At 67.7% G+C, this 24,395-nt stretch carries 22 protein-coding genes; 9 read left to right on the top strand and 13 right to left on the bottom strand.

The window, feature by feature from the left end; genetic code table 11:
- Nucleotides 1-275 precede the first annotated feature (275 nt).
- The gene (locus BVG12_RS04905; RefSeq protein ID WP_075791438.1) at nt 276-3,479 is read left to right on the top strand and encodes a PAS domain S-box protein; all 3,204 of its coding nucleotides are present in this window, start codon (nt 276-278) and stop codon (nt 3,477-3,479) included.
- Here the strand turns inward: BVG12_RS04905 and BVG12_RS04900 are convergent.
- Entirely contained in the window at nt 3,440-4,423 is a 984-nt protein-coding gene (locus BVG12_RS04900) for an alpha/beta fold hydrolase (RefSeq protein WP_075791437.1), read from the bottom strand. The genes BVG12_RS04905 and BVG12_RS04900 overlap by 40 nt on opposite strands.
- Before the next feature lie 101 nt (nt 4,424-4,524).
- Here BVG12_RS04900 and BVG12_RS04895 point away from each other — a divergent pair, with 101 nt between their 5' ends.
- Complete coding sequence (locus tag BVG12_RS04895; RefSeq protein WP_075791436.1) at nt 4,525-5,160, top strand: TetR/AcrR family transcriptional regulator; 636 nt, start codon at nt 4,525-4,527, stop codon at nt 5,158-5,160.
- 3 nt (nt 5,161-5,163) lie between these two features.
- Here the strand turns inward: BVG12_RS04895 and xth are convergent, their stop codons facing one another.
- Nucleotides 5,164-5,949, bottom strand: a complete 786-nt coding sequence (gene xth / locus BVG12_RS04890) for an exodeoxyribonuclease III (RefSeq protein WP_075791435.1) — start codon at nt 5,947-5,949, stop codon at nt 5,164-5,166.
- A gap of 189 nt (nt 5,950-6,138) precedes the next feature.
- Here xth and BVG12_RS04885 point away from each other — a divergent pair, with 189 nt between their 5' ends.
- Together BVG12_RS04885 and BVG12_RS04880 are read left to right on the top strand one after the other, a co-directional pair.
- The gene (locus BVG12_RS04885) at nt 6,139-8,538 is read left to right on the top strand and encodes a glycoside hydrolase family 31 protein (protein ID WP_075791434.1); all 2,400 of its coding nucleotides are present in this window, start codon (nt 6,139-6,141) and stop codon (nt 8,536-8,538) included.
- A gap of 73 nt (nt 8,539-8,611) precedes the next feature.
- Nucleotides 8,612-9,718, top strand: a complete 1,107-nt coding sequence (locus BVG12_RS04880) for a hypothetical protein (RefSeq protein ID WP_075791433.1) — start codon at nt 8,612-8,614, stop codon at nt 9,716-9,718.
- 11 nt (nt 9,719-9,729) lie between these two features.
- Here BVG12_RS04880 and BVG12_RS04875 read toward each other — a convergent pair whose 3' ends face one another.
- Complete coding sequence (locus BVG12_RS04875) at nt 9,730-10,116, bottom strand: cupin domain-containing protein (RefSeq protein ID WP_075791432.1); 387 nt, start codon at nt 10,114-10,116, stop codon at nt 9,730-9,732.
- Nucleotides 10,117-10,292: 176 nt separating this feature from the next.
- Between BVG12_RS04875 and BVG12_RS04870 the strand changes: the two genes are divergently transcribed.
- A complete protein-coding gene (locus BVG12_RS04870) occupies nt 10,293-12,641 on the top strand; it encodes a hybrid sensor histidine kinase/response regulator (protein WP_075791431.1) in 2,349 nt (782 codons plus the stop codon).
- Between the two features lies 1 nt (nt 12,642).
- Here BVG12_RS04870 and BVG12_RS04865 read toward each other — a convergent pair whose 3' ends face one another.
- Nucleotides 12,643-13,017: a group III truncated hemoglobin gene (locus BVG12_RS04865; RefSeq protein WP_075796201.1), complete on the bottom strand. Its 375-nt coding sequence runs from the start codon at nt 13,015-13,017 to the stop codon at nt 12,643-12,645.
- Between the two features lie 53 nt (nt 13,018-13,070).
- Entirely contained in the window at nt 13,071-13,406 is a 336-nt protein-coding gene (locus BVG12_RS04860; protein ID WP_156895550.1) for a hypothetical protein, read from the bottom strand.
- Between the two features lie 185 nt (nt 13,407-13,591).
- Here BVG12_RS04860 and BVG12_RS04855 point away from each other — a divergent pair, with 185 nt between their 5' ends.
- Nucleotides 13,592-14,509, top strand: a complete 918-nt coding sequence (locus BVG12_RS04855; RefSeq protein ID WP_229503805.1) for a PLP-dependent cysteine synthase family protein — start codon at nt 13,592-13,594, stop codon at nt 14,507-14,509.
- A gap of 14 nt (nt 14,510-14,523) precedes the next feature.
- Nucleotides 14,524-15,054 (top strand): hypothetical protein, encoded by a 531-nt coding sequence (locus tag BVG12_RS04850; RefSeq protein WP_075791428.1) that lies wholly within the window; start codon nt 14,524-14,526, stop codon nt 15,052-15,054.
- Here BVG12_RS04850 and BVG12_RS04845 read toward each other — a convergent pair.
- The 8 genes from BVG12_RS04845 to hmgA form a co-directional block, all read right to left on the bottom strand.
- Entirely contained in the window at nt 15,051-15,317 is a 267-nt protein-coding gene (locus tag BVG12_RS04845; protein ID WP_075791427.1) for a cupin domain-containing protein, read from the bottom strand. The two genes, BVG12_RS04850 and BVG12_RS04845, sit on opposite strands and share 4 nt — an antisense overlap.
- Nucleotides 15,318-15,375: 58 nt before the next feature.
- Complete coding sequence (locus BVG12_RS04840; RefSeq protein ID WP_075791426.1) at nt 15,376-16,746, bottom strand: amino acid permease; 1,371 nt, start codon at nt 16,744-16,746, stop codon at nt 15,376-15,378.
- 121 nt (nt 16,747-16,867) lie between these two features.
- On the bottom strand, nt 16,868-17,569 hold the full coding sequence (locus BVG12_RS04835) for an MBL fold metallo-hydrolase (protein ID WP_075791425.1): 702 nt from the start codon (nt 17,567-17,569) through the stop codon (nt 16,868-16,870).
- Nucleotides 17,570-18,040, bottom strand: a complete 471-nt coding sequence (locus BVG12_RS04830; protein ID WP_075791424.1) for a DUF6691 family protein — start codon at nt 18,038-18,040, stop codon at nt 17,570-17,572.
- Complete coding sequence (locus BVG12_RS04825; RefSeq protein ID WP_075791423.1) at nt 18,037-18,477, bottom strand: YeeE/YedE family protein; 441 nt, start codon at nt 18,475-18,477, stop codon at nt 18,037-18,039. Before BVG12_RS04825 ends, BVG12_RS04830 begins: the two co-directional genes overlap by 4 nt.
- A gap of 26 nt (nt 18,478-18,503) precedes the next feature.
- Nucleotides 18,504-19,277 carry an OBAP family protein gene (locus tag BVG12_RS04820; RefSeq protein ID WP_075791422.1) on the bottom strand — a complete coding sequence of 258 codons (774 nt, stop codon included), beginning with the start codon at nt 19,275-19,277 and terminating at the stop codon, nt 18,504-18,506.
- A 54-nt stretch (nt 19,278-19,331) separates the two neighbouring features.
- Nucleotides 19,332-20,687 (bottom strand): hemolysin family protein, encoded by a 1,356-nt coding sequence (locus tag BVG12_RS04815; protein ID WP_229503804.1) that lies wholly within the window; start codon nt 20,685-20,687, stop codon nt 19,332-19,334.
- A gap of 176 nt (nt 20,688-20,863) precedes the next feature.
- Nucleotides 20,864-22,144 carry a homogentisate 1,2-dioxygenase gene (hmgA, locus tag BVG12_RS04810; RefSeq protein WP_083684572.1) on the bottom strand — a complete coding sequence of 427 codons (1,281 nt, stop codon included), beginning with the start codon at nt 22,142-22,144 and terminating at the stop codon, nt 20,864-20,866.
- Nucleotides 22,145-22,280: 136 nt separating this feature from the next.
- Here hmgA and BVG12_RS04805 point away from each other — a divergent pair, with 136 nt between their 5' ends.
- Nucleotides 22,281-23,186 (top strand): LysR family transcriptional regulator, encoded by a 906-nt coding sequence (locus BVG12_RS04805; RefSeq protein WP_075791419.1) that lies wholly within the window; start codon nt 22,281-22,283, stop codon nt 23,184-23,186.
- Between the two features lie 53 nt (nt 23,187-23,239).
- A complete protein-coding gene (gene hppD / locus BVG12_RS04800) occupies nt 23,240-24,319 on the top strand; it encodes a 4-hydroxyphenylpyruvate dioxygenase (RefSeq protein WP_075791418.1) in 1,080 nt (359 codons plus the stop codon).
- Nucleotides 24,320-24,395: the final 76 nt, after the last annotated feature.

The following is a 24,395-nucleotide window of genomic DNA, read 5'->3' as shown; positions in this document are numbered from 1 at the left end:
TCCCCCTTGGTAAGGTGTGTGCGGCAGCAACATGATAATTCCGCCAAGACAGCGCACGACAGCTTGCGCGAGGAATTTTCGTGCTGCCTTGCAGCATGCCGGCGCGGGATCGCCGCGCGCGGGCTTTGCCGCATCAGGCCCGGACCTTAGCATGCGGCGCAGCGAACGGGGGCCGATTCGGACAAGCGGGGCGCCCCTCGCGAATCGTGTTCCACCAGGAATGCGAACGCGATTAGAATTGCGGGCTCGATAACCCAAGTGGACATATTGACAAGATGTTGAACCAGGCGGCTGCGGTCAGGACATTTAGCGCGGGCGGCGGCCTGCTGGGCGCGATCATCGACGGCCACGACTGGAGCGCCACGAGCCTCGGCGCCATCGAGCGCTGGCCCGATGTGCTGCGCACGACCGTCGAACTGATCCTGCGCTCGCCGGTACCCATCGTTACCTTGTGGGGCGAGGACGGCGTCATGATCTACAACGATGCCTACTCGGGCTTCGCCGGCGGCCGCCATCCGCGCCTGCTCGGCTCGCGGGTGCGCGAAGGCTGGCCCGAGGTGGCCGAGTTCAACGACAACGTGATGAAAGTCGGCCTGGCCGGCGGCACCTTGTCGTACCGCGACCAGGAACTCACCCTGCACCGCAGCGGCAAGCCGGAGCAGGTGTGGATGAACCTCGATTACTCGCCCATCGTCGACGCCGGCGGCGTCGTCGTGGGCGTCATCGCCATCGTCGTCGAGACGACCGCCAAGGTGCGCGCCGAGCGCTGGCTCAGCGGCGAGCATGGCCGGCTGCAGGCCATGTTCGAGCAGGCGCCCGGCTTCATGGCCCAGCTGGCGGGCTTCGATCACGTCATCCAGTCCGCGAATGGCGCTTACCGCACGCTGGCCGCGCAGCGCGAACTGATCGGCAAGCCGATCCGCGAGGCGATGCCGGAAACGGTGCCGCAGGGCGTGATCGCGATCCTCGACCAGGTCTATCTCACCGGGAAGGCGTACTCGGCGACGGCCAGTCCCTTGTGGCTTGCCGCGGCGGACGGCGACCGCAGGCTGCACTACGTCGACTTCGTCTACCAGCCCGTCAAGCGCGAGGACGGTTCGGTGTTCGGCATATTCGTGCAGGGCAGCGACGTCACCGAGCGCGTCGAGGCCGAGCGCGCGCTGCGCGACAGCGAGGAAAAATTCCGTACGTTCGCCGAGGCGATGCCGAACCAGGTGTGGACGGCCACGCGGTGCGGCCAGCTGGATTGGTTCAACGCCCACGTGTACGCGTACAGCGGCGTGGATCACCACGGCCTGGCGGGTGCCGGGTGGACGTCCACCGTGCATCCCGACGATTTGGCGGCCGTGCAGGCGCGCTGGGGCGCCGCCGTGGCGTCCGGGACCGGCTACGATGCGGAATTCCGCCTGCGCCGCGCGGACGGCGCGTACCGCTGGCACCTGTCGCGCGCGGTGCCGCTGCGCGATGCGGACGGCGAGGTCGTGCGCTGGATTGGTACCAGCGTCGACATCGAAGACCAGAAGGTCAACGCCGAGCGCCTCGCGAGCCTCAACGCCGACCTGGAATCGACGGTCGCGCGGCGGACGAAGGAGCGCGACCGCATGTGGCGGCTGTCGCGCGACGTCATGCTGGTCGCCGGTTTCGACGGCGTCATCGAAGCCGTGAGTCCGTCGTTCGGGTCACTGCTGGGCTGGTCCGAGCACGACATCGTCGGCAAGAACTTCCTGCAGCTGGTCCACCCGGACGACCAGGCCGCGACCAAAGCGCAGATGGCGTCGCTGGGCGAAGGCTGCTACGTCTACAAGTTCGAGAACCGTTACCGGCGCAAGGACGGCAGCTGGTGCGTGTTGTCGTGGACGGCCGCGCCGGACGCCGAGTTCATCCACGCGATCGGGCGCGACATCACGGCCGACCGCGAACAGGCGGAGCAGATCCGCCGCACGGAACTGGCGTTGCAGCAGTCGCAGAAGATGGAGACGATCGGCAAGCTGACGGGCGGCGTCGCGCACGATTTCAACAATCTCCTGCAGATCATCTCGGGCAACCTGCAACTGCTCGAAATGCACACCGGCGGCGCGGAACCGCAACGCTGGATCGGCAACGCGCGCTCCGCCGTGGAAAAGGGCGCGAAGCTGGCCAGCTACCTGCTCGCGTTCGGCCGCCGCCAGCCGCTGGAGCCGAAAGTCGTCAAGGTCAGCCGCGTCGTGACGGGCATGGAAGACATGCTGCGGCGCGCGCTTGGCGAAGAGATCGAGGTGGAGCTCGTGATCTCGGGCGGCTTGTGGAACACCGCCGTCGACGTCGCACAGGTCGAGAACGCGGTGCTCAATCTCGCGATCAATGCGCGCGACGCGATGCATGGCGCGGGCAAGCTGACGATCGAAGCCCACAACGCGATCCTGGACGACCTGTATTGCCGCACGCATGCGGACGTGGCGCCGGGCCAGTACGTGATGCTGGCCGTGACGGACACCGGCGCCGGCATGACGCCCGACGTGCTGCGCCAGGCGTTCGAACCGTTCTTTTCGACGAAGGCCGAAGGCAAGGGGACGGGCCTCGGCCTGTCGATGGTGTACGGCTTCGTGAAGCAGTCCGGCGGCCACGTCAAGATCTACAGCGAACCGGGGCAGGGCACGACCGTCAAGCTGTACCTGCCGCGCACGACGGCGGCCGAGGAATTCCTGGGACCGACGGACGCGCAGCAGCCGGCCGTCGGCGGCACCGAGACGATCCTGGTGGCGGAGGACGACGAAGCCGTACGCACCACCGTCGTCGAGATGCTGACGGCGCTCGGCTACCGCGTGCTGAAGGCGTCCGATGCGGCGAGCGCCCTGGCCGTCGTGGAATCGGGCGTGCCTATCGACGTGCTGTTCACGGACGTCGTCATGCCCGGCACGTTGCGCAGCCCGGAGCTGGCGCGCATGGCGCGCGAACGCCTGCCGAACCTGGCCGTGCTGTTCACGTCCGGGTACACGGAAAACGCCATCGTGCACGGCGGCCGCCTCGATCCCGGCGTCGAATTGCTGGGCAAGCCGTACACGCGCGAAAGCCTCGCGCGGCGCATCCGCCAGGTGCTGGCGAACCAGCGCAACCGCGTCCACGCCGACGACGCGCCGGCCGTGCCGGCGCCGGCGGGATCGCGCGACGGCGGCCGGCTGCGCATCGTGCTGGTGGAAGACGAGGACGAGATCCGCGATTCGACGGCCGCGCTGCTGCGCCACCTGGGGCACGACGTGCTCGAAGCCGTCGACGCGGAGCAGGGGCTGGCGCTGGTCTCGGCGGCATCCGACATGCTCATCACGGACGTGCAGCTGCCGGGCATGTCGGGCGACCTGCTGGCCGCGCAGGCGCGCACCCTGGCGCCCGGCATCCGCATCGTGTTCGCGACGGGCAGCGGGGAAGTCAACAACTGGCCCGACGCCCTCGTGCTGCGCAAGCCCTACGACCTCGCCGCGCTGATGGCGGTGCTGGCCGTCTGACCGTCCGCGGGAGCCATGATGAAGGCGGCGGTCGCCTCCGGGTTCGTCACCGGCAGCATGTGGCCGCCCTCGATCAGTTCCAGGCGCGCGCCGCGCACCTTGTCGGCGAGCGCCTGGCCGTGCGCGCGCGGGTCGAGGATGCGGTCGTCCTTGCCGTACAGGATGGTCACGGGCATCTCCAGTTCGCCGTAGCGCGCCTGCTGCGCGGGCAGGCAGTCGGGCAGGGAGCGCAAATCGTCCGACGCGGACAGGAAGGCGCCCGGCCGCAGGCCGAGGAGGCCGCCGCCGCGCGTGGCGAAATCGTGCGGCACGGGCTCCGGCCCGAACACCTGGTCCAACGTCGCACGGCTGTTCTTGATCAAGGCGGGAACCGCCAAGGTCCAGGCGACGAAGTTGCGCCACACGGGCGACAGGATCGTCAGGCCCTCGAATACGGGCGGCACGTGTTCCTGCATGTGCGTCAGCGGCGCGATCAGGGCCAGTGCGCCTACGCGGTGCGGATGGTCCAGCGCGAGCGCGAGGGCCAGCGCGCCGCCCAGCGAATGGCCGACGACGAGCGGCCGCTCCAGTTGCAGCCGGTCGATCAGCGCGGCGAGAATGCGGGCCTGCGTATTCAGGTCGGCCGCCGTGCCCGGCCCGCGCGTCGAGAAACCGGAACCCGGCCGGTCGACCGCGACGATCCGGTACCGGCTGGAGAGGCGGCACGTCACGCCGTACGTGAAGTGCTCGAGCTGGGCCGCGAGGCCGTGCACGAGCAGGATGGCGGGCGCGCCGGGATCGCCGCTGCCGAATTCGCGCACGTGCAGGCGCGCGCCGGGCACGTCGACGAAGCGGCCCGTCGGCGGCAGCAGCGCTTCGACCTTGCGCGCCATGTAGACGGTGAACAGGAAAGTCAGCAGCACGAGCACGGCCACGACGGCCAGGATGGACAGGACGTAGATCATCGCTTGGTCGCTTTTTCGGTGTCGGGTCGGGTTTTTGATTTAATATTGACACCTAATATTGTCACAATTCAGTGCGGAATGTTCTGTGAGAAAATAGAAGAATGCCTCCAGAATCTTTACAATCTGCCCGACCCTATCGTGGTATTCCGCAGGACGAACGGCGCGCCCAGCGGCGTTCCCAGTTGATCGCGGCGGCCGTCGCCGTCTATGGCGAGCGCGGCTATCGCCACTCCACCGTCAAGGCCGTCTGCGAATCGGCCGGACTCACCGAACGGTATTTTTACGAATCGTTCGCCAACAGCGAAGAACTGCTGATCGCGTCGTTCAACGCCGTCACGTACAGCGTGCTGGGCGAGATCACGGAAGCGGCACGCCAGGCCGGCCGCAGCCGCGTCGCGCGGGCCCGCGCCATGCTGCACACCTATTTCGCGGCGCTGCAGCGCGAACCGCGCTCGGCGCGTGTGTTCCTCGTCGAGATACGCGGCGTCAGCCGGGCCGTCGACAAGGCGTTCGACAGCGCCTTGCGCGCCATCGGCGAACAGGTCGGCAAGCTCGTCGTGCCGCCCGGCGTGCCGGCCGATCCGTTGCTGGAAGCGGGCATCGTCGGCGGGGTGATCCACATCGCGCTGCGCTGGATCGAGGACGGGTACACGCCCGACATCGAGATCGTCACCGACAGCGCGCTGCGCCTCGGCATGGTGCTGGGCCGGGCGCCCGTACGCCGCAAGACGGCCTGACGGTCACGCCAGTTCCGGCCAGTCCAGTTCGATCCACGTGGGTGCGTGGTCGCTCGGTTTCGGACGCCCGCGCACGTCGCGGTCGACCCCCGCCGCCCGCAGCTTCGGCGCCAGTGCCGGGCTCAAGAGCAGGTGGTCGATGCGCAGGCCGGCGTTGCGGCCGTACGCGTCACGGAAATAATCCCAGAACGTGTAGATGACTTCGTCCGGATGCATGGCGCGCACGGCATCCGTCCAGCCCTGGTCGAGCAGGCGCCGGTACGCTGCCCGCGTCTCCGGGCGGAACAGCGCGTCGTCGAGCCAGCGCTCGGGCTTGTAGACGTCGAGTTCCGTCGGCATCACGTTGTAGTCGCCCGCGATGACGACCGGCGCGCCCGTCGCGATCAACGCTTGCGCGCGCACGTGCAGGCGCTCGAACCAGCGCAGCTTGTACTCGAATTTGGGACCGGGCGCCGGGTTCCCGTTCGGCAGATACAGGCAGACGACGAGGATGCCGTTCACCACCGCTTCGATGTAGCGGCTCTGCTCGTCGTCGGGATCGCCCGGCAGGCCGCGCTGCATCTCCTGCGGCTCCACGCCGCGCGCGAGGATCGCCACGCCGTTCCAGCTTTTCTGGCCGTGCCAAATAGGGCAATAGCCGGCCGCGCGGATCTCCATCTCCGGAAATTTGTCCTGCGGTGCCTTGAGTTCCTGCAGGCAGGCGACGTCCGGCTGCGTTTCTTCCAGCCATTGCAGCAGGGCGGGGAGACGGCTGTTGATGCCGTTGACGTTGAAGGTGGCGATGCGCATGGGGTCTCTCATGGGTTGTCGTTCCCGCTATTCTGACGCCAGAATGTCGCGGCCGCCGCACGGCAGTGCCAAAGTAGTCAAACTACACGCAATATCGGGCCATCCCGGCGTTTTGTTCGGTTGGTTGTAGCTTTTCTACGTGAACAGGTTAAAATTCCTTCATTCCAACAATGACAACGACGGGAGACCATGAAACCCATCCGCCACGCCGTGCTCGCCCTGTGTCTGATCGCCGGCTTGCCGGCCCACGCGCAGAATGCCGACCGCGCCTTCCTCGGCTACCGCAACGACAACGGCACGCTGGACATCGCCACCAGCGACGGCCGCTACCTCATCCGCCCGTACGACGCCAACATCGTCGAGACGAGTTTCGTGCCGCGCGGCGAGTCGTTCGACCCGGCCTCGCACGCCGTCGTGCTGAAGCCCGGCCAGGTGATAGCCACGGTGCAGGAAGCGGACGGCCGCATCCGGCTCGTCACGGACGGCATCACGGTGACGGTCGAGAAGTCGCCGTTCCGCATCCGTTACGAGTACAAGGGCAAGCCGCTCGTCGCGGAAAAGCACGGTTACGGCCACGTAGGGGACCTGGACAGTATCGAATTCGCGCTGGAGGGCGATGAAGCGCTGTACGGCGCCGGATCACGCGCCGTCGGCATGAACCGCCGCGGCCAGCGCCTGCGCCTGTACAACAAGGCGTCGTACGGCTTCGGCAACCACGCCGACCAGATGGGGTACGGCATCCCGATGGCGCTGTCGTCGCACAAATACGCGCTGCACTTCGATAATCCGCAGGCCGGCTGGCTCGATTTCGACAGCCGCAAGGACGGCACCCTGCGCTACGAGGTGATGGGGGGCCGCAAGACCTATCAGGTGATCGCGGGCGACGACTGGGCGCAGGTGATGGACGGGACGACCCGTCTGACGGGCCGCCAGCCGCTGCCCCCACGCTGGGCATTCGGCAATTTCGCCAGCCGCTTCGGCTACCACACGGAAAGCGAGACGCGGGCCGTCGTCGACAAGTTCATCGCGGACGGCATCCCGCTGGACGCCGTCGTGCTCGACCTGTACTGGTTCGGCAAGACGGTCAAGGGCACGATGGGCAATCTCGCGTGGGACCGCGACAGCTTCCCGCACCCGGAGGCGATGATGGCCGACTTTCGAAAGAAGGGCGTCAACACCGTCGTGATCACGGAACCGTTCGTACTGACGACGTCCAAACGCTGGCAGGAGGCCGTGCAGCAGGGCGTGCTCGCGACCGATGCCGCCGGCAAGCCGTTCACGTTCGATTTCTTCTTCGGGAACACGGGGCTCGTCGATGTCTTCAAGCCGCAGGCGCGCGACTGGTTCTGGAACATCTACAAGGACCTCAAGGCGGGCGGCGTCGCCGGCTGGTGGGGCGATCTGGGCGAGCCGGAAATGCATCCGTCCGGCGCGCATCATGCGACCGGGACCGCGGACCAGGTCCACAATATCTACGGCCACGAATGGGCGCACCTGATCGCGGACGGCTATGCGCGCGACTATCCGCAGGAGCGGCCGTTCATCCTGATGCGCTCGGGCTACTCGGGGTCGCAGCGCTTCGGCATGATCCCGTGGTCGGGCGACGTGCACCGCGGGTGGGACGGCCTGCAATCGCAGATGGAGATCGCGCTGCAGATGGGCATGCAGGGCCAGGCGTACATGCACTCCGACCTGGGCGGCTTCGCGAGCCCCGTGCTGGACGACGAGTTGTACGTGCGCTGGCTGCAGTACGGCGTGTTCCAGCCCATCTTCCGTCCGCACGCGCAGGAAGAGGTGCCGTCCGAAGCCGTGTTCCGCACGCCGGCCGTGAAGGCGCTGGCGCGCGACGCGATCCGGCTGCGCTACGCGATGCTGCCGTATAACTACACGGCCGCCTTCGACGACAGCCGCACGGGCATGCCGATGATGCGGCCCGTCCTGTTCGAGGATCCGGACGACGACATGCTGCCCACGAGCGGCGTGGCGTCGACCTATCTGTGGGGCCCGGACTTCCTCGTCGCGCCCGTCACGGAGCCGGGCGCCGCGCGCAAGGAAGTCGTGTTCCCCCGCAGGGGCAGCGTCTGGTTCGATTTTTATACGGACGAACCGCACCGCGGCGGCATCGTCGAGACGGTGGCCACGCGCCCGGACCGCATCCCGACGTTCGTGCGCGCCGGCGCCTTCATCCCGCTCGCGCAGCCGGTGCAGAGCACGCGCGATTATTCGACGGCGAAGCTCGATCTGCACTACTGGCACGATGCGGGCGTCGCCAGGTCGGAAGGCCATCTGTACGACGACGACGGCCGCACGGCGCACGCCTACGAGTCGGGCAGGTACGAACTGGTGCGCTTCTCGAGCCGCCTGGCCGACGGCCGGCTCGACCTGACGATCGCGCCCGAGACGGGCGCCGCCGCGGCGCCCACGGCCCGCACCTTCGACCTCAAGGTGCACAATGTCGGTGCGCGTCCGCGCGCCGTTTGGGCCGGCGGCAAGCCGGTGGCGTTCCGCTGGGACGCCAAGCGCCGCGTGCTGGACGTCCCGCTGCCGGCCGTGCGGGAGGCGGAGTTGAAGGTCGCCGTGACCCTGTAGGTTCAGGCGCGCTCCGCGCTCGGTCGGGATTCGGTACACTGCCCATCCGGTTACCCGGATTGCGCACCGCACCATGAAGACCCAACTGTTGCAAGACTTCCAGGAAAGCGGCTCGGCCGAGGCGGCGCCGAAGCCCGCGGAGGCGGCGCCGAAGTCAGCGGATCCGCCGCCGGCGCCCGCCCGGCCGCCGCGACCGGCCGTCTGGCATGGTCCCGGCGCCCGGCGGGACCTGGCCGGCGCCGCCGTACAACGGGCCGATCCGGGCGCCATGCAGCGCGCCCCGGACACGCCGGCGCGCGGCCTCGGCGTCGCGATCGAAGCCTGGGCCGAGCGGGCGGCGCAACATCGTCCGACGCCGCCGCAGCAGCGGCCACCAGCTCCGCCGCCCACCGACGAGGCGACGGTGCCCGGCGAGCAGGCGCGCCCCCGTCACGTGCCGCCGCCGCGTCCTTCCGGCCCTGCCGCCCCCGAGTCACGTATCGATCCCGGATCCGGCCCGGGTACGATCCCGCGTCCGGGCCGGCCCGAGGCCGAAGCCGAAGCCGACTGGCTGGCCGCGCGCCTGCGCGACGACGCGGCCCGCGACGGCACGCCGGCGTGGGGTAGCGTGTGGAAACGCCGCCTCGTGACGTGGAGTATCGCCGGGGGCCTGCTGGCGGCCATCGCGGCGGGCGGCTTGTGGCTGTATGAAGAAAACCGTGTCGACGGCGCGCTCGTCGTCGTGGCGAACACATCGCCGGCACCGGTTGCGGCGAGCGGCGCGCAGGCATTCCCCACGGGCTCCGCGGCCGCCGTGCCGGCGGCGCCGGCGCCGACAGCGCCCGTCGCGGCCGAGACCGTGAAGCCGCTGCCTGAACCGGAAATCGCCGCAGCGGCAGTGCCCGCGCCCGCGCCGGCCGCGGAGACGCCACCGCCCGACGACGCCAGCAGGACCGTGGTGCCGGTCGACGTCAATCCGCCCCGGCGCACGTCCCGTCCGGCATCGTCCGCGCGCAAGCGCGCCGCGGCGAAGGCCCGCCGCGCGCAGGCGCGGGAGGAGCCACCCGTCGCCGCCACGCCGTCGCCGCGCCAGCGCCGCGAGGAAACGCTGATGCAATGCCGCGCCCACGGCTACGACGAGCGCCAGTGTATCGAGCGCGCGTGTACGATGACGCGCTACGGCCTGGCCTGCAAGGGGTAGCGCGCGGGCTGTCAGTGGCCGTGCTGCCGTTCGTACTCGTCGGCCTCGGCCTTGGTCGCGTGGACGATGCCGTCGGGATGCTCGGGCGGCGTGTACAGCGTGTACAGGCGCATGGGTTCGCTGGCGGACGTGTTGATGACGTTGTGCTCCGTGCCGGCCGGGATGACGACGGCCACGCCGTCTTCGAGCGGGTGCTTGTCGCCGTCCAGGATGGCGACGCCCTGTCCCGCCTCCACCCGGATGAACTGATCGTGGCCTTCGTGCTTCTCGAGGCCGATCTCTTCGCCGGGTTGCAGGGTCATGATGACCAGCTGGCTGCGCTGTGTCGTGTAAAGCACTTCACGGAAATTGTTTCCGGCTAGCGTACGTTCTTCGATATTGATGCTGTAACCCGACATAGCGTTCTCCATGGTGATCGTCGACATCGGGATTGTAGCGGACCCGCGGGATTGCCGCTCCGGCAAGTCATGATGGACATGCAACGTTGTCAGCTCAGCTATAAACGTTTCATATGGTGCATGAAAATTTCCACAATGTTATACTGAACACAACCCGAATTTGACCTTTGGCCCTCATGACCGATTTCACCACCCAGCGCCGGATGCAATTGCTGATCGAGCGCGTCGCGGACTACGCGATCTACATGCTCAACCCGGACGGCACCGTTGCCAGCTGGAACGCCGGTGCCCGCCGCTTCAAGGGTTACACGGAAGCCGAGATCCTCGGCGAGCACTTTTCGCGGTTCTACACGCCCGCGGACCGCGCCGCGGGCCTGCCGGAACGCGCGCTCGCCACGGCATTGGAAACCGGACGGTACGAATCGGAGGGGTGGCGCGTGCGCAAGGACGGCAGCCATTTCTGGGCATCGGTGGTCATCGACACGATCCTCGACGACGACGGCCGGCTGCTCGGCTTCGCCAAGATCACGCGCGACATCAGCGACAAGAAGCTCGCGCGCGAAGCGCTGCGGCGCAGCGAGGAGCAATTCCGGATGCTGGTCGACAGCGTGATCGACTACGCCATCTACATGCTGTCGCCGGAAGGCCTCGTCACCACCTGGAACGCGGGGGCGCGCAACATCAAGGGATTTACGGCGGACGAGGTGGTCGGCACCCACTTCAGCCGTTTCTATACCGAGGAAGACCGGCACGCCGGCCTGCCGGACCACGTGCTGGCGACCGCGCGCGAGCACGGCCGCTACCACGGCGAGGGCGTGCGCGTGCGCAAGGACGGCTCGCGCTTCCACGCCGACGTCGTCGTGGATGCGATCCGCGACGCCGACGGCCGCCTGGTCGGCTTTGCGAAAATCACGCGCGACGTCACCCAGCGCGTGCAACTGGAAGAGGCGCGCCACGCGCTGCAGCACGCGCAGCGGCTGGAAGCCGTCGGCAAGCTGACGGGCGGCGTCGCCCACGACTTCAACAACATCCTGCAGGTCATCGGCGGCAGCCTGCAACTGCTGGGCGGCGCCATCATCGGCATGCCGACCGCCCAGCGCCATCTGCAGATGGCCCTGGGCGCCGTCGACCGCGGCGCCAAGCTGTCGTCGCAGTTGCTGGCGTTCGCGCGCCGCCAGCCGCTGCAGCCCTACGTGCTGAACCCGGGCCGCATCGTGCGCAACGTGGAGGAGCTCGTGCGGCGCGCCGTCGGCGAGCACGTCGAGGTGGAGACCGTCGTCTCGGCCTCGCTGTGGAACGCGACGCTCGATCCGCACCAGCTGGAAAACGTGGTGCTGAACCTCGCCATCAATGCGCGCGACGCGATGCCGGGCGGCGGCAAGCTGACGGTCGAACTGTCCAACACCATGCTCGACGATACGTATGTGAGCGCGGCGCACGAGGTGCCGCCGGGCCAGTACGTGCTGCTCGCGATCTCGGACACGGGCACGGGCATGTCGCCCGAGGTGCGCGAGCGTGCCATCGAGCCGTTCTTCACGACCAAGGGCGAAGGGCAGGGCACGGGCCTGGGCCTGTCGATGGCGTTCGGCTTCGTCAAGCAGAGCGGCGGCCATTTCCGCATCTACAGCGAACTGGGGCACGGGACGACGATCAAGGCCTATTTCCCGCGTACGCTGGAAGCCGAACAGACGCTGCCCGAGCCGGTGGCGGGCGAGGTCCGCGGCGGCACGGAGACGATCCTCGTCGTCGAGGACGACCCGAACGTCCAGGCCACCGTCGTCGGCATGCTGTCCGAACTGGGCTACCAGGTGCTGCGTGCCGACAATGCGGAGATGGCGCTGGCCGTGCTGAAGGCGGGCGTGCGCTGCGACCTGCTGTTCACGGACGTCGTCATGCCCGGCAAACTCAAAAGCACGGAGATGGTGCGCCAGGCCAAGGCGTTGCTGCCCGACCTGAAGGTGCTGTACACGTCCGGCTACACGCAGAACGCGATCATCCACGGCGGCCGCCTCGATCCGGGCGTGGAGCTGCTGTCCAAGCCCTACCGGCGCGAAAAACTGGCGGGCAAGGTGCGCCAACTACTCGCCGGACAGGCGCCCGCGCAGGCGCCCGTGCCGGCGGTCGTCGTGCCGGAAGCCCGCCAGACGGGCGGCCTGCGCGTACTGCTCGTGGAAGACGATGCCCAGGCCCGCGAACTGTATCGCGCGATCCTCGTGGCGGCCGGGTTCCTGACCGACGAGGCCCCGACGGCACGCGACGCGATCGACATGCTGGCGCGCGACCGCTATGACGCCGCCGTCGTCGACTACAGCCTGCCCGACCAGGACGGCCTGACGCTGGCGCGGCGCATCGTCGCCGACCATCCGGACGTCGCCATCGTGTTCGCGTCCGGCTACGGCAATCTGGTGGCGGGCATGGCGGACGTGACGGCCCGCGTGCTGACGAAGCCGTTCACCGACCTGCAGCTGAAACAGGCGCTGCTGGCCGCCGTGGCTGACCGCCGCGACCACGTAAAGCAGGCTTGAATCAGACGCGGATATCGCCGAAGAAGCCGAGTTGCAGGCTGGAGGCGATGCGCTGCGCGACCGCCAGCGCTTCGCCCGCGCCGTCCACGCCGAACACGTCGACGGCCGTCAACCGGAACAGCGTGAGCCAGCGGATGAAGTGTTCGGTCTCGATGCCCGACAGCGCCATGTGCTTGCCGAACACATTGCCGTTGAATTCGCCCGTGCCCAGCAAGACCTTGGTCCAGAACGCGTACATGCGCGGCATGTGCTCGTGCCAGCGGCCCGCGAGTTTCGCTTCGAACACGGGGGACAGCACGGCGTCGTCGCGCACGCGCGCATAAAACGTGTCGACCAGCTGGATGATCGACGATTCGGTGATGGCGGGGGAGGACATGCCCGCCATTCTACCAAAGCTGCATTTGAAATGCAGTTATCACGGCTTTTGGCTCACTTGCCGGCCGTCTTCAGCTTCGCTTCCGGTACCAGCACGACCTGGACATAGTTGTCCTTGTCGAGATACCGCCGTGCCGTCTTCTGCACGTCGGCCACCGCCGGATCGAAATCGCCGACGACGATGAACGTCATGCCCTTGGCGCTGGCGAAGCGCCGGCGGTACACGGCGAGACTGCGGTCCAGGTCGATCTTGTTCAGGTCTTTCTCGTTCGGCGCGCGCAGTTCGTACGGATGGCTTTCGTAGAGCGCGTCGGCGACGGCTTCGGCGAAGCGCTGTTCGGGCGCGGCCGCGCGGTTGCGCACCATCTCGTATGCAGGGTAAATACGCACATTGTCACAAGGACCACGGTTGCGGTCATGAACCAACACGCACGTCGGGATGTCTTGCAGTAACGGCCGCTACCCGGTTAAGGTAGGTAGCTCACCCGGGCCGCATAAGCACGCTCCAATCCGACGCCATCGAATGGATTGTTGTGCTAGTCTTTCTCAGCGGCAATCTCAGTGAAAGGAGCGGCGTGGAATCCCAAGTCAAATCTTCCGTGATGGACGCGATCGGCAACACCCCCGTGGTCAGGCTGGGCCGCCTTTTCCCCGGCATGGACGTGGTGGCGAAGCTGGAGTACATGAACCCGGGCGGCAGCATCAAGGACCGCATGGTGCGGTACATGCTGAACAGCCTGCCGCCGGACACGGCGCGCGTCGTCGAAAGCTCATCCGGCAACACCGGCGCCGCGCTCGCGATGGCCAGCGCCGTGCTCGGCCTGCAATGCGATGTGACCGTCCCGCGGACGACGAGCGTCGAAAAGATCAAGCGCATCCGCGCCTACGGGGCCGAGGTGCATCTGTGCGCGCCGGACGACGGCCTGAACCCCGCCGACGGGTACCACGCCGTGGCCGAGCGCCTGGCCCAGGGCGACAACGTGCACCACCTCGACCAGTACCGTTCGGCGCTGAACCGCGAGGCGCACTATCGCGACACCGGGCCGGAGCTGTGGCGGCAGATGGCCGGGCAGATCGACGTGTTCGTGTGCGGCATCGGCTCGGGCGGCACCATCTCCGGCATCGGCCGCTACCTCAAGGAGCAGAAGCCGGATCTGATCGTGCTGGGCGTCGAGCCCCGCAACTCCGCGTATCGCAGGGTCGTCACCGACAAGCCCGCCGACGGACCGTTCGCGACCATCGTCGAAGGCGTGGGCAAGCGCCAGGCGGCGCGCAGCTTCGACCCGGGCGTCGTGGACGATGTCGTGCAGGTCGCGGACGACGATGCGCTGGACTGGTGCCGGCGCCTCGCGGCGAAAGAGGGGATCCTGGCCGGCGGATCGAGCGGCTGCGTCGCGGCCGGCATCGCGCAGCTGCTGCCGCGGCTCGCGGGCAAGCGTGTGGCCACTGTGTTTCCGGACTCCGGCGTGTACTATCTATCCAAGTACTTCTGAACCCGGAGGCTGCGGTGTCCGACCTGCTCGCCCTGCTCGGTGCACGCATCCCCGCCAACCTGGCGCCGTTCATGCTGGCCAACGTCGCGGTACCCGCCGTGCGCGGGCTGCGGCACGGCCCGGACTTCCTCGCGCGCCGGCTCGGCTGCCCGTGCGGCAGTTGGGAACTGAGGCTGCGCACCGCGCGGCGCCAGGAACGGCGCGGCCTGTTCGGGCGCAAGACGGTGGCGGCGCCCGTCGCGCCCGTCCATGCCGCGTGTCCCGTGTGCGGGCGCGAGGTGCTGTTGTTCGATCCGGCGCAGCACGGCTGGAACGGCCACCACGGCGACGGCGTGCGCCCGCGCGCGGACGACGAAGCGTGGTTCGGCCCCGTGGCCGGCGAGGTCATCGTGCTGTATTCCTATGAATCGGAAGACGACTACCGCGCCATGCTGACCGACGGCTGCCCCGATCCGCAGGACTGGTTCGACTGCTTCGCCATCGTGTTCCGCGCGCCCGGCGCGCAACCCGTGCTGGTGCTGGCGGAGGGGCGTGCCGGCGCCTAGCGGCGGCCGGACAGATAGTCGACGCCGTCCGGCCCGTAGCTCTCGCGGTGCGGTTCGTCGCGGCGCAGGTGGAACACGTCGCCGGCGCGGTAGATCTTGATTTCGCCGCCCGCGTGGATGCGGATCTCGCCTTTCAGGATCAGCGCCTTCGCTTCGAACGGATGCGCGTGGTCGTCGAGGCGGCCGTCCGGTTCGCGCCGGACCAGCACCGGCTCCGCATAGCCTTCCGCCCTGAGGGTGTCGAGAAATTCTTGTTGTTCCATGCTCGGCTCGCAAGTCGTCGCTTTGGCAATGGGCCGAGTGTAGCATCCATGAAAGGCGTCAGGAAACGACGCGGGCGAGGCGCGCGCGCCGGCCCTCGGCCAGGCGGTAACCGACGGCCAGCACGACCAGCCACGCGGGGATCATCCACACGGACACGCGCAGCTCCGGCGTCGCGTACATGATCGCCACGATCCCGCCGAGATACAGCAGGCAGGCCCAGTTCGTGAGCGGGTAAAGCGGGCTCGGGAAGGCCGTCGGCTGGCCGCCCGCCTGCTTGGCGGCGCGGAAGCGCAGGTGCGACCAGCTGATCATGGCCCAGTTGATCAGCATGCCGGCCACGGCAAGCCCCATCAACAGGCCCAGCGCCTTGCCCGGCACGGCATAGTTGACGCCCACGCACAGCGCGGTGGCGACGGCCGACACGGCCAGCGACGCCAGCGGCACCCCGCGCGCGTTCACGCGCAGCAGCGCGCGCGGCGCATGACCCTGCACGGCGAGGCCGTACAGCATGCGGCTGTTGGAATACACGCAGCTGTTGTAGACCGACAGCGCGGCCGTCAGCACGACGAGATTCAGCACGTGCGCGACGACGCCGGCGTCCAGCGCCTTGAAGATCAGGACGAACGGGCTCGCGCCGGGCACGATCTTGTCCCACGGGTACAGCGACAGCAGCACGGCCAGCGAGCCGACGTAGAAGACGAGGATGCGCCACAGCGTCTGGTTCGTCGCGCGCGGAATCGACCGGGACGGATCGGCCGCCTCGGCCGCCGTGATGCCGATGACTTCCAGCCCGCCGAACGAAAACATGATGATGGCCATCGACATCACGAGGCCCTGGATGCCGTGGGCGAAGAAGCCGCCGTGCGTCCACAGGTTGGCGACGGACGCCTGCGGTCCCGCGCCGCCGCTCGCGAGCAGGAACACGCCGTAGACGATCATCGCGACGATGGCCGCCACCTTGATCACGGAAAACCAGAACTCGCTCTCGCCGAACGCGCGCACGTTGATGAGGCTGATGCCGTTCGCGAGCAGGAAGCAGCCGAGCGCCGACACCCACGTCGGCACGTTCGGGAACCAGTACTGCACATAGATGCCGACGGCGGACAGCTCGGCCATGCTGACGAGCACGTACAGCACCCAGTAATTCCAGCCGGAGACGAAGCCGGCGAAGCGGCCGCAATATTTGTCGGCGAAATGGCCGAACGAGCCGGCGACAGGTTCGTCGACCATCATCTCGGACAGCTGGCGCATGATCAGGAACGCGACCAGGCCCGCGATCGCGTAACCGAGCAGCACGGATGGACCGGCCAGGCGGACCGTCTCCGCGACGCCGAGGAAGAGGCCCGTGCCGATGGCGCCGCCGAGGGCCATCAGCTGGATGTGCCGGCTCTTGAGGCCGCGGTGGAGTTGGGTCTGGTCGGAGGCCATGGTGTCCGCTTGCTAAAAGACAAGGATTTTAATGGAAACGGCCGTGGCTGTGACCGTCCGGGCGACTTTACTTTGCGTCAGGAACGGCGCCGGCAACGGCGGCGCGGCGAATCCGACCGCCTCAGCCGCCGTGCGGCAAGCCGAGATTGCGGTTCGCGGGCACGGCGATGTCGATCAGCTTCGGCTGCGGCAGGTGCAGGTTGTCCATCAATGCGATGAATTCCTCCCGGCTGCGTCCGACGACCCGCGCGTTATGCGCCTTTTCCCAGCGGATGGTCGACACGGCCTGGCCCTTGTAGTCGTGCGCGGGCCATACGCGCGTCGCATCGGGCAGCGCGAACAGCTTTTGCGTGATGCTGTCGTACAGCGCGGCCGAACTGCCGCCCTGGAAATCGGTGCGGCCGCAGCCGTCGATGAGGAGCGTATCGCCCGTGAACACGTTGCCGCGCCAGACGTAGGACATGTGGCCGGCCGTGTGGCCCGGCGTGTGCATCACGGCGATCGTCTCGCCGTCGCCGAAGCGGATGACGTCGCCATCTTGGAGCTGCACTTCGGCCGGCGGCACGTCGCATCCGCGCGGCACGGCCGTGTGGGCACCGGTCAGCTGGCGCAGGCGCCCGGCCGACGTCACGTGGTCGGCGTGCACGTGCGTCTCGAGGATGTAGGCGAGCCGCAGTCCCAGGCGCGCGATGTGGGCGAGGTCGCGTTCGCAATGGTGGTCGACCGGGTCGATGATGACGGCGGCATCGCTGCCCGGGCCCGCGACGATGTAGGTATAGGTCGATGATTCCGTGTCGAACAGCTGGATCGGATTGGTTTGCATTCAGTCTCCTGGCGGGCCGGTCGTGGCGCGGGTAGCGCCGCGATGTGCCCCGATGCCGGCGCGGATACGCTCGGCCACCTCGAATATTGCCATACCGGCCACCATTGCCGCAACGAACAGCAGCGTCGAGCGGCCGCCGACGGCGAGTGCCGTCAGCGCCGGGCCGGGGCAATATCCGACGAGTCCCCAGCCCACGCCGAACGTCACGCTGCCCAGCACCAGCGGCATGTCGATGCGGCCCGCGCCCGGCACGTGGATCGCACTGCCGAACAGGGGCCGCACGCGCGTGCGCGCGAAGCGGAAGGCGAGGGCGGCAATGACGATCGCGCCCACCATCACGAACAGCAGCGACGGGTCCCAGGTGCCGGCCACGTCGAGGAAGGCGAGCACCTTGGCCGGATTGCTCATGCCGGACAGGATCAGCCCGGCGCCGAACAGCAGCCCGGCGAGAAAGGCGGTGACGACGTTCATGGCGCGCTCCCCAGCACGTGGCGCACGACGAAGACGGTGACGAAGCCGGCCGCCATGAAGCATGCCGTGGCCAGCAGCGACCGCGGCGACAACCGCGCGATGCCGCACACGCCGTGGCCGCTCGTGCAGCCGGAACCGAAGCGGGTGCCGATCCCGACGAGCAGGCCGCCGGCGGCGAGCAGCGCGGGCGAATGGTCGATCTGCGCCGGCGGCATCGCGCGCATGGTCAGCCAGACGATGGGCGCGAGGAACAACCCGGCGATGAAGGCCACGCGCCACGCGACGTCGCCGCGCGCGGGCCGCAGCAAGCCGCCGAGGATGCCGCTGATGCCCGCGACGCGGCCGTTCGCGAGCAGCAGCAGGGCCGTCGCGAGGCCGATGAGAATGCCGCCCGCGGTTGACGCCCAGGGCGTGAAGTGGAGCCAGTCGATGCGCATGATGTGTCCTCCTTGGCACCCCCAATCTACCGCGATGGCGCAGCGCTGTCGACGACGCCGGGGATGTCTTGCGTCGCCTGCGGGAATTTGCCCTTCAGCGCGTCGACGCCGGCCTGGGGATGCGTCAGGGGCTTGAGGTCGGCCCGCGCCTTGCGCCTGGCGCCCGTGTGCACCTTCATGCGGGTATCGCGCTCGTCCAGCAAGCTGGGCAGCAGCTCGCCGTCGCGGCTGAATGACCAGGCCAGCATCGGCGGGCCCAGCGGCAGGCTGTCGCCCGGCTTGCCGTTGAAGCCCGTGTTCCACAGGTGCCAGGTCTTGCCGTAGCTGTTGATCTTTTTCTTCATCAGCGCGTGTTCCGCCGCTTCGGGCAGGCCCGGCGCGACCAGCTGGCCGCTGAGGATTTCGCCGTTGTGCGGGTGCCAGTACTGCCGCTCCCCGGCCGGCAGCGTGCCGAACAGCTTTTCCGAGATGATGTATTCGATGCCGGTCAGGTTCGCCGTGCGCGTATTGCCGTCGAACAGCGCGCATTGTGCGAGGTCTTCGTTGACCTGACGGCAGAAGTGGTGCGCCTCGACCTGCATGTCCGGATGGTCTTTCATCGGGTGAAAACCGTTCAGGTAGATGTCGAAGCCGGCCAACGGCGCATTGCCCTGCAAAATCTTCGCGCCGACCTCGAGCGCGCGCGTGTCGGGCGCCTTCGGCTGGCCGGCGGGCGTGGTTTCCGGTCGCGTGTGCTGGGCGGCGACGCCCGAGGCCAGCAGGAAGCAGGCGAGGCCGGCGCAGATACGGTGAATGATCATGATTCCTCCTTTGATGTGGTGGGCACGCGCCGCGCACCCGAGGTTCCGCCGCCATCAGGCGCGGCTGACGAGCAGGCGGTCTATGCGGTTGCCGTCCATGTCGACGACTTCGAACCGCCAGCCCTCCCACTCGAGCCGGTCGCCCGCACGGGGGATCACGGCGAGCTGGTACAGCATGAAGCCGGCCAGCGTGTGGTAGACGCCGCTGTCCTCGTCCGGGAAGCGGATGGCGGTGCCGGTGAGGTGGCGGAAGCGGTCGAGGACCATGCCGCCGTCCACGAACCAGCTGCCGTCCTCGCGCCGCACGGCGTCCGGCTGGCCGTGGTCCACGGGCGGCGTGACGTCGCCGACGAGGGCGCTCATCACGTCCGTCAGCGTGACCATGCCCTGGATGTCGCCGTATTCGTCGACGATCATGGCCAGTTCCGCGCGGCTCTGCTTGAGCTGTTCCAGCAGGTCGATGGCACTGCTCGATTCCGGCACGTACAGGATCGGTTCCACGGCCGCGCCGATGTCGATGCCTTCCAGCGACTGCCCGCGGATGGCCTGGCCGAACAGATTGCGCGCGCGCACGATGCCGAGCACCTGCGAGCGGTCGCCCCGGTAGACGGGGAAGCGGCTGTACGGCGACTCCGCGATGCGCGCCAGATTGCGTTCGAGGGGCTGGTCGAGGTCGAGAAATTCCAGGTCGACGCGCGGCGTCATCAGCGCGCGCAGGTGCCAGTCGTCGAGACGCAGAGCGCGCGCGGCGATGTCGTATTCCGCCTTCTCGAACACGCCGGCGTCCGCGCTTTCCTTGATCATGCCCGTCACTTCCTCCTCGGTCGGCGTCTCGTCCTTCTGGTGGCGCATGCCGAGCAGGCGCATGATGCCGTCCGTCGTCACCGCGAGCAGCCGCACGAACGGGTGCGCGAGGCGCGACAGGATGTGCAGCGGACGCGCGGTCGCCGCCGCCAGCTGTTCCGGGTACAGGATCGCGATGCGCTTGGGCACCAGTTCGCCCAGCACGATCGAGACGAAGGTGATGCCGAACACGACGATGGCAAGCGACACGGGCCGCGCATAGCCGCCCGCCACGCCGAGCGCGGCCAGCCGGGGCGTCAGGCGCGCGGTCAGCGACGCCTCGCCGAATGCGCCGTTGAAGATGCTGATGAGGGTGATGCCGACCTGCACCGTGGACAGGAACCGGCTCGGGTCTTCGTGCAGGTCGAGCGCGCTGCCGGCGCCCGCGCTGCCCTCGGCCTTCATCTTGTCCAGCCGCAGCCGCTTGGCCGAGACGATGGCGAGCTCGGACATGGCGAACACGCCGTTGAGCAGGATGAGGGCGAGGATGATGACGACGTCGACCATGCGTGTCCCGGACTCTGCCGGGACGGCCCGCGCCGCCAGCCGGCGGGTTGATGATCGCATGAGGGATTCGGGGTTGGTCGCACGAGACAAGGCACCGTCGTCGCCGCGAAAGCGGGAACCCATGCCGATTCACCGAAGCCCATATCGTGAAGCGTTGCAGAACTGTTCCGAATTCTGCGGCGCAGTATGGAGGGAATAATGCCGGGGGCATTATTCCCGCGTTCGCGGGAATGACGTTATCGCTGTGCCGGATTGAAATGCTTCGCAATCCCCGCCCAGCACGCCTGGTAATCGCCCTGCAGCTGGGGCGACCGCAGCGCATACGGCGTCGCGACCAGCGGCGTGCGCGTCTCGAACATGAACGCCATCGTGTCCGTGACCTTGTGCGGCCGGCTCGTGTCGGCGCTGGTGGCCTTGTCGAAGGTGGCCGCGTCCGGGCCGTGGCCGCTCATGCAGTTGTGCAGGCTGGCGCCGCCCGGCACGAAGCCTTCCGCCTTTGCATCGTAGGCACCATGCACGAGGCCCATGAATTCGCTCGCGACATTGCGGTGGAACCAGGGCGGACGGAACGTATCCTCGCCAACCAGCCAGCGGGGCGGGAAGATGACGAAATCGAGCGTGTCCACACCCGGTGTGTCGGACGGCGCCTGCAACACGAGGAAGATCGACGGGTCCGGGTGGTCGTAGCTGATCGAACCGATCGTGTTGAAGTGGCGCAGGTCGTATTTGTACGGCGCATAGTTGCCGTGCCAGGCGACCACGTCCAGCGGCGAGTGCGAAATGCCCGCCCGCCACAGGTTGCCGCCGAATTTCGCGACCAGTTCAAAATCGCCTTCGACGTCTTCATAGCGTGCCACGGGCGTGAGGAAATCGCGCGGGTTGGCCAGGCCGTTCGAGCCGATCGGGCCGAGGTCCGGCAGGCGGAGCAGGGCGCCGAAATTTTCGCAGACATAGCCGCGCGCTTCTCCATCCGGCAGGTCGACGGCGAAACGCACGCCGCGCGGGATCACGGCGATCTCGTGCGGCGCCACGTCGACGCGGCCGAATTCCGTCGCCAGGCCCAGGCGCCCCTGCTGCGGCACGATCAGCATCTCACCGTCGGCGGAGTAAAAATAGCGGCCGCGCATGGCCCGGTTCGCGGCGTACACGTGGATCGCGCAGCCGGACATCGCGCCCGGCGCGCCGTTGCCCGCCATCGTCACGAGACCGTCGATGAAGTCGGTGGGCGCGTCGGGCATGGGTAGCGGGCTCCACCGCATCTGGTTGGGCGACGGCGCGACGCCCTCGAAGCCGGCGGCAATGCGGCCGTTGCCCATCGGTTCGAACGCGCCGTGCATCGCGGCCGGCCGGATGCGGTACAGCCAGGAGCGGCGGTTGTGGCCGCGCGGGGCCGTGAACGCCGTCCCGGAGAGTTGCTCGGCATACAGACCGTAGGCGACGCGCTGCGGCGAATTGCGGTGCGCCGGCAGGGCGCCGGGCAGGGCCTCCGTCGCGAACTCGTTGCCGAAGCCGGACATGTAGCCGTCAGTTGAAGCAGTCAAGGGTGTCTCCAGAATCCGTGGTGTTTACGACACTGTAGAGGAGTGCGTGCAGTTTTACGAGATGAATACAAAAATGTAGACTATTTAGAGTATCAATAACACTATCTCGTGCATGATCGAACCCTCTAGCATCGACCTGAATCTGTTGTCCGTATTTCAGGAGGTCTACCGCGAACGCCAGATCTCGGCCGCCGCAAGGCGTCTGGGCCTGACGCAATCGGCCGTGAGCAATGCGCTGGCGCGCCTGCGGCGCACCTTCGGCGACGAGCTGTTCGTGCGCACGGCGCACGGCATGCAGCCCACGCCGCTCGCGCAGCAGATGGCCGAGCCGATCGGCGCCGCGATGGCCCAGGTGGCACTGGCCTTGTCGCAGCGCAGCCGTTTCGACCCGGCCACGAGCGGCCGCCGTTTTACTTTGGCGATGACGGACGTGGGCGAGGTGTATTTCATGCCGGTGCTGATCGAGCGTTGCCGATCAAACGCGCCCAACGTGGAAATCGCCTCGATCCGCGCGAACGGGCTGACGTTGAAGGACGACATGGAGACGGGCAGGGTCGATCTCGCCATCGGCGCGTTCGAGGATGTGTCGGAAGCGCTGTATCACAGGGCGTTGTTCCGGCAGCGCTTCGTGAGCATGTTCCGCAAGGACCATCCGCTGGCGAAGGGCAAGGTGGACCTGGCGCGCTTCGTGGCGGCGCCGCACCTGATCGTCGATGCGGCCCAGAGTCCTTACGACCGCATCAATGGATTACTGGAAAAGGCCGGGGTGACGGCCGGTGCCCGGTTCAGGGTCCCGCATTTCACCGCGGTGCCCTACATCGTCAGCACGAGCGAGCTGGTGGTGACGGTGCCGCAGAAACTGGCCGAAAGCGCAGCAAGTCCCTTCGGCCTCAAGTGGATCGAGCCGCCGCTCGCCCTGCCGACGTTGCAGACCAACGTCTTCTGGCACCGGCGCTTCAACCACGATCCCGGCATCCAGTGGCTGCGGGGACTGATTGCCGACGTGTTCGCCGAGTAGACAGGCGGGCACGCCTGGAGGAGCGAACATTTTAATGAAAAGAGGAATAGACAATGGCCGACCTGTTTGACAATCCGATGGGGCTGATGGGCTTCGAATTCGTGGAGTTCGCATCGCCCACGCCAGGTGTGCTGGAACCCGTGTTCGAGACGCTGGGCTTCACGAAAGTGGCCGTGCACCGCTCGAAGGACGTCGTACTGTACCGCCAGGGCGACATCAACTTCATCGTCAACAACGAGCCCAAGAGCGCGGCCTACTATTTCGCCGCCGAGCACGGCCCGTCGGCCTGCGGCATGGCCTTCCGCGTCCAGAACGCGCACAAGGCCTATGCGCGCGCGCTGGAACTGGGCGCCCAGCCGATGGACATTCCGACCGGTCCCATGGAACTCCGCCTGCCCGCCATCAAGGGCATCGGCGGCGCGCCGCTGTACCTGATCGACCGTTTCGAGGACGGCAAGTCCATCTACGACATCGACTTCGAATGGATCGAGGGCACCGAACGCCATCCGCAGGGCCACGGCCTGAAGATCATCGACCACCTGACGCACAACGTCTACCGCGGCCGCATGAGTTACTGGGCCGGGTTCTACGAGAAGCTGTTCAACTTCCGCGAGATCCGCTACTTCGACATCAAGGGCGAGTACACGGGCCTGACGTCGAAGGCGATGACGGCGCCGGACGGCAAGATCCGCATCCCGCTGAACGAGGAAGGCAAGGCGGGCGGCGGCCAGATCGAGGAATTCCTGCTCAAGTACAACGGCGAAGGCATCCAGCACATCGCGCTGCTGACGGACGACATCTTCGCGACGGTCGACGGCCTGCGCGCCGCCGGCGTCCCGCTGATGAGCGCACCGCCGGCCACGTACTACGAGATGCTGGAAGGCCGTATCCCGGGCCACGGCCAGGACATCGAAGCGCTGAAGGCGCGCGGCATTCTCGTCGATGGCACGACCGACGACGGCAACCAGCGGCTGCTGCTGCAGATCTTCTCGGAGACCCAGCTCGGGCCCGTGTTCTTCGAATTTATCCAGCGCAAGGGTGACGAGGGCTTTGGCGAAGGTAACTTCAAGGCGCTGTTCGAGTCGATCGAACGTGACCAGTTGAAACGCGGGGCACTGAAAACCGCGGCGTAATTTTGACCGGCATGGTGGGCACAGAGTGCCCACCCTATGCATTCCCGATTGTGACCGGCACGGTGGCCATCCCACG

The organism is Massilia putida (assembly GCF_001941825.1).
Lineage (GTDB): Bacteria > Pseudomonadota > Gammaproteobacteria > Burkholderiales > Burkholderiaceae_D > Telluria > Telluria putida.
This window is presented reverse-complemented; position numbering and strand designations above follow the sequence as displayed.

What these genes read in the sequence shown, in the direction of transcription:
- BVG12_RS04885 (WP_075791434.1), top strand. Translation starts at nt 6,139, where the DNA reads ATGAAACCCATCCGCCACGCCGTGCTCGCCCTGTGTCTGATCGCCGGC.
- hmgA (WP_083684572.1), bottom strand. Translation starts at nt 22,144, where the DNA reads ATGTCCGGCTTCGGCAACGAGTTCGCGACGGAGGCCCTGCCCGGCGCC.
- BVG12_RS04840 (WP_075791426.1), bottom strand. Translation starts at nt 16,746, where the DNA reads ATGGCCTCCGACCAGACCCAACTCCACCGCGGCCTCAAGAGCCGGCAC.
- hppD (WP_075791418.1), top strand. Translation starts at nt 23,240, where the DNA reads ATGGCCGACCTGTTTGACAATCCGATGGGGCTGATGGGCTTCGAATTC.
- BVG12_RS04880 (WP_075791433.1), top strand. Translation starts at nt 8,612, where the DNA reads ATGAAGACCCAACTGTTGCAAGACTTCCAGGAAAGCGGCTCGGCCGAG.
- BVG12_RS04805 (WP_075791419.1), top strand. Translation starts at nt 22,281, where the DNA reads ATGATCGAACCCTCTAGCATCGACCTGAATCTGTTGTCCGTATTTCAG.
- BVG12_RS04825 (WP_075791423.1), bottom strand. Translation starts at nt 18,477, where the DNA reads ATGCGCATCGACTGGCTCCACTTCACGCCCTGGGCGTCAACCGCGGGC.
- BVG12_RS04875 (WP_075791432.1), bottom strand. Translation starts at nt 10,116, where the DNA reads ATGTCGGGTTACAGCATCAATATCGAAGAACGTACGCTAGCCGGAAAC.
- BVG12_RS04845 (WP_075791427.1), bottom strand. Translation starts at nt 15,317, where the DNA reads ATGGAACAACAAGAATTTCTCGACACCCTCAGGGCGGAAGGCTATGCG.
- xth (WP_075791435.1), bottom strand. Translation starts at nt 5,949, where the DNA reads ATGCGCATCGCCACCTTCAACGTCAACGGCATCAACAGCCGTCTCCCC.
- BVG12_RS04870 (WP_075791431.1), top strand. Translation starts at nt 10,293, where the DNA reads ATGACCGATTTCACCACCCAGCGCCGGATGCAATTGCTGATCGAGCGC.
- BVG12_RS04815 (WP_229503804.1), bottom strand. Translation starts at nt 20,687, where the DNA reads ATGCGATCATCAACCCGCCGGCTGGCGGCGCGGGCCGTCCCGGCAGAG.
- BVG12_RS04895 (WP_075791436.1), top strand. Translation starts at nt 4,525, where the DNA reads ATGCCTCCAGAATCTTTACAATCTGCCCGACCCTATCGTGGTATTCCG.
- BVG12_RS04835 (WP_075791425.1), bottom strand. Translation starts at nt 17,569, where the DNA reads ATGCAAACCAATCCGATCCAGCTGTTCGACACGGAATCATCGACCTAT.
- BVG12_RS04900 (WP_075791437.1), bottom strand. Translation starts at nt 4,423, where the DNA reads ATGATCTACGTCCTGTCCATCCTGGCCGTCGTGGCCGTGCTCGTGCTG.
- BVG12_RS04865 (WP_075796201.1), bottom strand. Translation starts at nt 13,017, where the DNA reads ATGTCCTCCCCCGCCATCACCGAATCGTCGATCATCCAGCTGGTCGAC.
- BVG12_RS04820 (WP_075791422.1), bottom strand. Translation starts at nt 19,277, where the DNA reads ATGATCATTCACCGTATCTGCGCCGGCCTCGCCTGCTTCCTGCTGGCC.
- BVG12_RS04905 (WP_075791438.1), top strand. Translation starts at nt 276, where the DNA reads ATGTTGAACCAGGCGGCTGCGGTCAGGACATTTAGCGCGGGCGGCGGC.
- BVG12_RS04830 (WP_075791424.1), bottom strand. Translation starts at nt 18,040, where the DNA reads ATGAACGTCGTCACCGCCTTTCTCGCCGGGCTGCTGTTCGGCGCCGGG.